5 protein-coding genes are annotated in these 6,463 nt (G+C 71.8%); all 5 read right to left on the reverse strand.

What is annotated here, in order from left to right; all coding sequences use genetic code 11:
• Nucleotides 1-23 precede the first annotated feature (23 nt).
• Complete coding sequence (locus tag KHU32_RS08670; RefSeq protein WP_213669585.1) at nucleotides 24-1,163, reverse strand: YeeE/YedE family protein; 1,140 nt, start codon at nucleotides 1,161-1,163, stop codon at nucleotides 24-26.
• Between the two features lie 17 nt (nucleotides 1,164-1,180).
• Entirely contained in the window at nucleotides 1,181-2,155 is a 975-nt protein-coding gene (locus KHU32_RS08675; protein WP_213669586.1) for a sulfurtransferase, read from the reverse strand.
• A 237-nt stretch (nucleotides 2,156-2,392) separates the two neighbouring features.
• Entirely contained in the window at nucleotides 2,393-3,982 is a 1,590-nt protein-coding gene (locus KHU32_RS08680; protein WP_213669587.1) for an ABC transporter substrate-binding protein, read from the reverse strand.
• Nucleotides 3,979-5,577, reverse strand: a complete 1,599-nt coding sequence (locus tag KHU32_RS08685) for an ABC transporter substrate-binding protein (RefSeq protein WP_213669588.1) — start codon at nucleotides 5,575-5,577, stop codon at nucleotides 3,979-3,981. Before KHU32_RS08685 ends, KHU32_RS08680 begins: the two co-directional genes overlap by 4 nt.
• Nucleotides 5,578-5,722: 145 nt before the next feature.
• Nucleotides 5,723-5,959 (reverse strand): hypothetical protein, encoded by a 237-nt coding sequence (locus KHU32_RS08690; protein WP_213669589.1) that lies wholly within the window; start codon nucleotides 5,957-5,959, stop codon nucleotides 5,723-5,725.
• Nucleotides 5,960-6,463 lie beyond the last annotated feature (504 nt).

A 6,463-nucleotide genomic window follows, 5' to 3' on the forward strand; every position in this document is an offset into this window, starting at 1 on the left:
GGGCGCGGCGCCCCGGGAGCGTTTCAGCGGTCCCATCCCCAGCGCAGGGTGACCGCCGCGGTCGCCATGCAGGCGAGGCCGAAGACCCAGCCGGAGAGCGCGGCGGCCATGCCGCCGGAAAGCAACGTGCCGACCGTGCAGCCCAACCCCGTCATCGAGCCCCAGCCCAGCAGGACGCCGCCGGCCAGGGTACGCCCCTGCTTGCGCCAGCCCGGCCAGTCGAAGCTCACCTGCCGGGCGATCCCCGCCGCGACGAAGGAGGCCGCGACCATGGCGCCGACGAAGGTGGCGTTGCCGATGATCGCATCCGGCGCCGTCCCGCAGCCGGCGAAGGCGTCGAGGCCGGGCAGGCGGTCCGGCACCAGCCCCAGGCCCGCGCCGGCCTGCCGCGACCAGCCGCCGATCGCCGCCGTGACGCCGAGGGGCTCGGTGCGCAGATAGGCGACCGTGCCGATGGCGCCGACCGCCAGGCCGCCCAGCCAGGCCGGCCAGCGCGCCCGGAACACGCGGTGCAGGACGTCGCCGAGGTCGAGCCCGCCCGTCCGGCCGGCCTCGGCCGCCGGCAGCCGCCGCAGAAGCGGCAGGGCGAGCAGCGCCAGCACGGCCAGCGTCAGCAGGATGCTGCCGGCATAGCCGAGGTGATGCGGCAGCCAGACCACCGGCGCGTCCCGGATGCCGGCCTCGTAGAGGCCCGGCCAGCTCGCCAGCCCCGCCACGAAGCCGATCCCCGTGCCCAGCAGCGCGACGGGCGCGCGCAGCGAGCCCTCGCCCAGGCGGTAGAGATGGCCCGAGACGCAGGAGCCGGAGAGCGTCATGCCCAGGCCGAAGGCGATGCCGGCCAGGACAAGGACCCAGGAGACCGGCCCGATATGCGCGTCCGGCGGCAAGCCCGGGCGCAGCGGCACCGGCAGCCAGGCGCCGAAGACCACCGCATAGCCGAGCGTGCCCACGGCCAACGCCGCGAGCAGCCCGAGCAGGCCGCGCGGGTCGCCGCCCGTGACCGCGTCGCGGAGGAGGCAGAGGAAGCAGAAGCGGCTGCGCTGCAGCACCAGGCCGAAGCCCGCGCCCAGCACCAGCGCGAAGACGAGGGCCCGATCCTCCGCGACGGCGGCCCAGATGGCAGCAAGGGCGACGACTCCCGTCGCCGCCGCCGCCCATCCCATCGTCGCGCGCGAAGGGGTCAGGTGGCGCCCCAGACGGTGCCGGCCGGATTGCTGATGGGCACGCCCACCGCATTGCCGTACTCCGTCCAGGAGCCGTCGTACTGGCGCACATTCTGGTAGCCGAGCAGGCGCTTCAGGGCGAACCAGGAATGGCTGCTGCGCTCGCCGATGCGGCAATAGACTACGATCGGCTTGCTGCCGTCGATGCCCACCGCGGCGTAGAGGGCGCGGAGCTCGTCGACGCTCTTGAAGGTGCCGTCCGGGCGGACCGCCTGACCCCAGGGCACGTTCACGGCGCCCGGGATGTGCCCGGCGCGGATCGCGAGCTCCTGGAAGCCCTGCGGCGCGAAGATGCGGCCGGAATACTCGTCGGGGCTGCGGATATCGAGGAGCTTCACCTCGGCCGCCTGGTTCTGCGCGATCGGCACGACGTCGGTGAGACGGGCGCGCAGTGCCAGGTTGGGCGCTGCCGCAAGGGTCAGGTTCGACGCCGTGGGCTGCACGGGGCGGGTCGAGACCGCGCGGCCCTCCGCCTCCCACTTGCGGCGGCCGCCGTCGAGGAGGCGGACGTCGCGCACGCCGTAGATGTCGAACACCCAGGCGCCCCAGGCGGCGAACCAGTTGTTGTTGTCGCCGTAGAGGACGACGGTGCTGTCCTCCGTCACGCCGGCGCGGCGCAGCAGGTTCTGGATCTGGTCGCGGCTGGCGATGTCACGCCGCACCGTCTCCACGAGGTCGCGATGCCAGGAGACGTTCGTGGCGCCCGGGATATGGCCGCGCTCGAAGAGGCCGGGATTCACGCTGACCTCGATGATGCGGACCTTTGGGTCGCGCAGATTCGCGGCGAGCCATTCCGTGGAAACCAGCGCCTGGGAGGCCGGGGCGGCGGCCTGCTGGGCCGAGGCGCTGCGGGCCTGCAGGGCGACGGCCGCGCCGCCCAGGGCGAGTGAGGCAATTCCACGACGGGAAAGGGAGAAAGGCTGATCTGTCATGTCGGAAGGCTCCTGCCCGGCTCGAAGCCTGGGCCTGCGGGGATGGAAGGCTGGGAAGCGGCATTCATCTGCCGACATCGCTCAATCCCGCGCCGCGCCGCACACCGCCACATCGCCCTCTCCTCGACTTACAGCCAGGTTACCAACTGACCATAAATCGAGAAAGACGATAAGAAAAGGTGCTTTATGAAATCAGCGTAGTTTTACGATTCTATCTCCGGGTGACCCTTGCGATAATCACGTCTGGCGCTGGACGTTCAGCGGCAATGTTCCGCCGGGACGGCCGAGCCGGAGGCTGCGGCGATAGGCGCTGTCGAGGAAGTACTGGCCCAGCGGCCAGTAGGGCAGGTCCTCGAAGAAGCGGGTCTGGATCTCGCGGCCGATGCGCCGCTGCGCCTCCACGTCCGGCGCCTCGAACCACGCATCGCGCAGCTCCTCGAGGCGCGGGCTGGTGGGCCAGCCGAACCAGGCATCGTCGCCATTGCCGCGCAGCAGGGGATGGCCGCCCGGATTGGTCAGGTCCTCGCCCCCGAAGGCGACAATGACCGCATTCCATCCGCCCTGCGCGGGAGGGGCCTTGCTGCCCCGGCGCTGGAGCATGGTGCCCCAGTCGGAGGTCGCGTCGACGGCATCGAGGCCGATCTTCTTCATGAGGTCGATGGCGACGAGGGTGAGCGCGCTGTTGTTCACCTGGTCGGCCGGGTTGAGCGCCACGACGCGCGCCCCCGCCTTACCGGCCGCCGCGATGGCCGCCCGGGCGCGGCCCAGGTCGCGCGGGCCGCGCAGCGCTTCCAGACCGGCATCCGACGCCAGGGTCGAGCCGGGCGTGAAGCAGCCCACGCCGTCGCGCCACCGGGCACGGTCCGTCCCCATGATGGCGGACATGAACTCCGCCTGGTCCAGCGCCGGCAGCAGCGCGCGCCGGACCGCCGGGTCGTCGAAGGGCGGGTGGAGATGGTTGGGCCGCAGCATGGAGAGGGTGCCGGTCGTCTCAAGCCGCTCGACCACCACCTCCCGCCGTCGCGCCAGGAGGTCCCGCAGGTCGGGCGCCACGCGCTCCCACCAATCCACCTCGCCGGCCTGCAGGGCCGCCGCCGCCGTCGAGGGATCCATGATGATGCGCCATTCCAGGCGCTCGAAATGCGCGAGCTTGGGGCCCGCCGTCCCGCCCGGGGTGCCGACGGGCGTCGGGCTGTAGCGGTCGTATCGGCGATAGACGAGCTGCGCGCCCGACAGCCGCTCCTCCGCGACGAAGCGATAGGGGCCGGAGCCCACCACCTCGGTCAGCGGTGTCGTCGGCGGCGTGACGGCGAAGCGCTCGGGCATGATGAAGCAGGGGTAGGAGGAGGTCTTGCCGAGCGCGTCCAGCATCGCGCCGAAGGGCCGCCGCAGCCGCAGGGCGAAGCGCCGGTCGTCCAGGACCCGGATCTCCTCGAGCCGGGCCTGCAGAGTCTGGCCGTGCGTGTCGCGCGCCATCCAGCGGCGGAGGGAGGCGACCGCGTCCACGGCGCGGATCTTTTCGCCGTCATGGAAGGTCGGGCCGTCGCGCAGGGTGAAGATCCAGCGCAGGCCGCCCTCCTCCACGACATGGCCTTCCGCGAGCTGCGGCTGCGGCAGGAAGGAGGCGTCGAGGCCGTAGAGCGTGTCCCAGCACAGATGCGCGTGGTTGCGCACGGCGTAGGAGGTGGTGGAGAGCGGGTCCAGGCTCGTCACATCCGCCTGCGGGATGTAGCGCAGCGTATGCGCAGCGGCGCCCTGCGCCAGGGCCGGCCCGGCGAGGAGCGGCAGCGCACCGGCGCTGCCGAGGAGGGTGCGGCGGCCGATCATGGCGCGCGCCGCACGGCGGTGGCGAGCGTCTGCTCATCAGCCCGCGCCTCGTATTGCAGGCCGCGGCGCACCGCCCAGGCGTTCCGCAGCAGGAAGAGCGGCACGATGCCGAGGTCGTCGGTCTCCACCTTCACGGCCTGGCGCAGCAGCGCCTCGCGCTGCGCGTCGTCGATCGTGGTGACCGCGCGCTCCGTCAGCGCATCGAGCTGCGGATTGCTGTAGCGGCTGAAGTTGGGCGAGCCCCAGCCGCGCTCGCGGTTGAAGGTGCCGACGACGTTGCGCAGCAGGTAGGAGGCCTCGCCGGTCGAACTGCCCCAGCCGCCCAGCCGGAAGCCGAAATCCTGGCGCGGCCCGCGGCTCAGATAGGTCGCCCAGGGGAGGGATTCGATCTCCGTGCGCACGCCGACGCGCGTCCAGAACTGCGCCACGGCCTGGGCGGTGGCGGCGTCGCCGGGATAGCGGTCGTTCGGCGTGCTGAGCGTCAGGCGGAAGCCCTGCGGGAAGCCGGCCTCGGCCAGCAGGCGCCGGGCCTCGGTGGGGTCGAAGGCGGGAACGCCGACCTCGGGATTGTAGGAAAAGCTGCCCTCCGGCAGCCATTGCCCGGTGGGGACGGCGGTGCCCTGCATGACGCGCTCGGCCAAGGCGCGGCGGTCGATGGCAATGGACAGGGCCCGGCGCACCCGCACGTCCTGGAACGGGTTGCTCGCCAGCCGCTGGCCGTTGTTGTCGGTGACGCCGGGTACGTCGCCGCCCTGGCGGGAGAAGTCGGGCTGCAGGTAGATCAGCCGCACGCCGGTGATCTCGGAGATGGTCAGCCGCGGATCCCGCCGCAGCCGCGGCAGGTCGGCGCTCGGCACCTGGTCGATCACGTCCACGTCGCCCGCCAGGACGGCGGCGCTGCGCGAGCCGTCATTGGCCATGAAGCGGAAGTTCACGCGGGACCAGGGCTGGGCCGGACCCCACCAGGCGTCGTTGCGCTCGAAGACCGCGCCCTCGCCCGGGCGGTAGCTCACGAAGCGATAGGGGCCGGTGCCGATGGCGGCGCGGCCGCTGTTGTAGTCGGGCGGATTGGCGTCCGTCCCGACATGGCGGGAGATGATCTGCACCGAGGCGAGGTCGTTCGGCAGGAGCGGGCTGGGGCGCGCGGTGTGGAAGCGCACCGTTCGCGCATCCACGACCTCGACGCGCGTGATCGCCCGCACCGCGCCGCCGAAGCCGCCCGGGCTGCCCTGCACGTTCGGGACACGGCTGATGGTGAAGGCGATGTCGTCGCCCGTCAGCGGCTGGCCGTCATGCCAGGTGACGTTGGGGCGCAGGCGAAATTCCCAGATCGTGTCCTCGACGGCCGTCCAGCTCTCGGCCAGCGCCGGCGTCAGCCGCGCCTGCGTGTCGCGATCCACCAGCGTGTCGAAGATGTGGTGGGTGAGGGCGAAATTCGACGTCGTATTGGAGAAGTGCGGATCGGCCGAGTTGACCGGGGTGGCGAGGCCGACGGTCAGCGTCTGCGCCATCGTCGCCGCCGGCGCGAGGGCGAGGCCGAGCAGCGCCGCGGCCAGGCGCGCGCGGTGGCCCCGGGAGGAAAGGAGATGGCGCATGGGGTGGGGACCTTGTTGTCGCATCGAAGGGGAGCCTTGAAGCAAGGACGCCGCGCGTCCAGCCCAGGCATGGCATGGGTCGGATGCGCGGCGGGAGGAGGGTGACCCGGCCCCGTAGTTCAGGGCGAGCGGAATTGGGCGGGCGTCAGGCCGCCTGCTGCTGTCCTTGCGGCCGGCCCTGCCGCCAGGCGGGCGTGCTGGTCGGGTGGTTGCGGCGCAGATAGTTGCGCGCGGCGCGCTCGACGGCCTCGACGCTCGGGAAGTTCACGCGGTCGAGCTCCTCGAGGCGGGTGTCGATGGCGAGCAGGAACCAGCCGGAATCGCCCAGGGCCGCGGCCGCGACGAGGACGCCATTATCGGTGATGGGGTGGGAAAGGCGCATGTGATCCTCCAGCGCCGCGAAGGCGGCGGTTGGACAGGTTCGATGAAGGAGGAAGGGTGGTCGGCTCAGCCGCGGCGACAGCGCGGACAGGGCATCCTGTTCGTCATCGGGATCATCCGGGCGCTAGGGCGACCGAGGCGGGGCATATCCATTTCCCTATCAACTCAGGATCCAGGCGGGGCCGCCTGATGAGTGGCAGCCCCATAAATGCGCATGGAATGCGGCGCCTCGTCAATGGAATTTTTCGCTCAGAAAAGTGAATTAAGAAAACAACATTCACGTCAGGTGATTGGTGGGTGGGGTGCCAAGGGGAAGCGCGCCCTCAGCGTCCTGGCTTGTAGATGCGGTCGAAGATGCCGCCATCGCTGAAATGGACGCGCTGGTCGCCGGCGGCGGGCCCCCCCCCCCCCCCCCCCGCGGGGGGGGGGGGGGGGCCCGCCCCCCCCCCGGGGGGCGGGGGGGGTGGAGCCGGGGTGGGGGGGGGAGGTTGAACAAAAACCCGGG

Source organism: Roseococcus pinisoli (assembly GCF_018413645.1).
In the GTDB taxonomy this organism is placed as follows: Bacteria; Pseudomonadota; Alphaproteobacteria; order Acetobacterales; family Acetobacteraceae; genus Roseococcus; species Roseococcus pinisoli.

What these genes read in the sequence shown, in the direction of transcription:
- KHU32_RS08670 (WP_213669585.1), bottom strand. Translation starts at nt 1,163, where the DNA reads ATGGGATGGGCGGCGGCGGCGACGGGAGTCGTCGCCCTTGCTGCCATC.
- KHU32_RS08675 (WP_213669586.1), bottom strand. Translation starts at nt 2,155, where the DNA reads ATGACAGATCAGCCTTTCTCCCTTTCCCGTCGTGGAATTGCCTCACTC.
- KHU32_RS08680 (WP_213669587.1), bottom strand. Translation starts at nt 3,982, where the DNA reads ATGATCGGCCGCCGCACCCTCCTCGGCAGCGCCGGTGCGCTGCCGCTC.
- KHU32_RS08685 (WP_213669588.1), bottom strand. Translation starts at nt 5,577, where the DNA reads ATGCGCCATCTCCTTTCCTCCCGGGGCCACCGCGCGCGCCTGGCCGCG.
- KHU32_RS08690 (WP_213669589.1), bottom strand. Translation starts at nt 5,959, where the DNA reads ATGCGCCTTTCCCACCCCATCACCGATAATGGCGTCCTCGTCGCGGCC.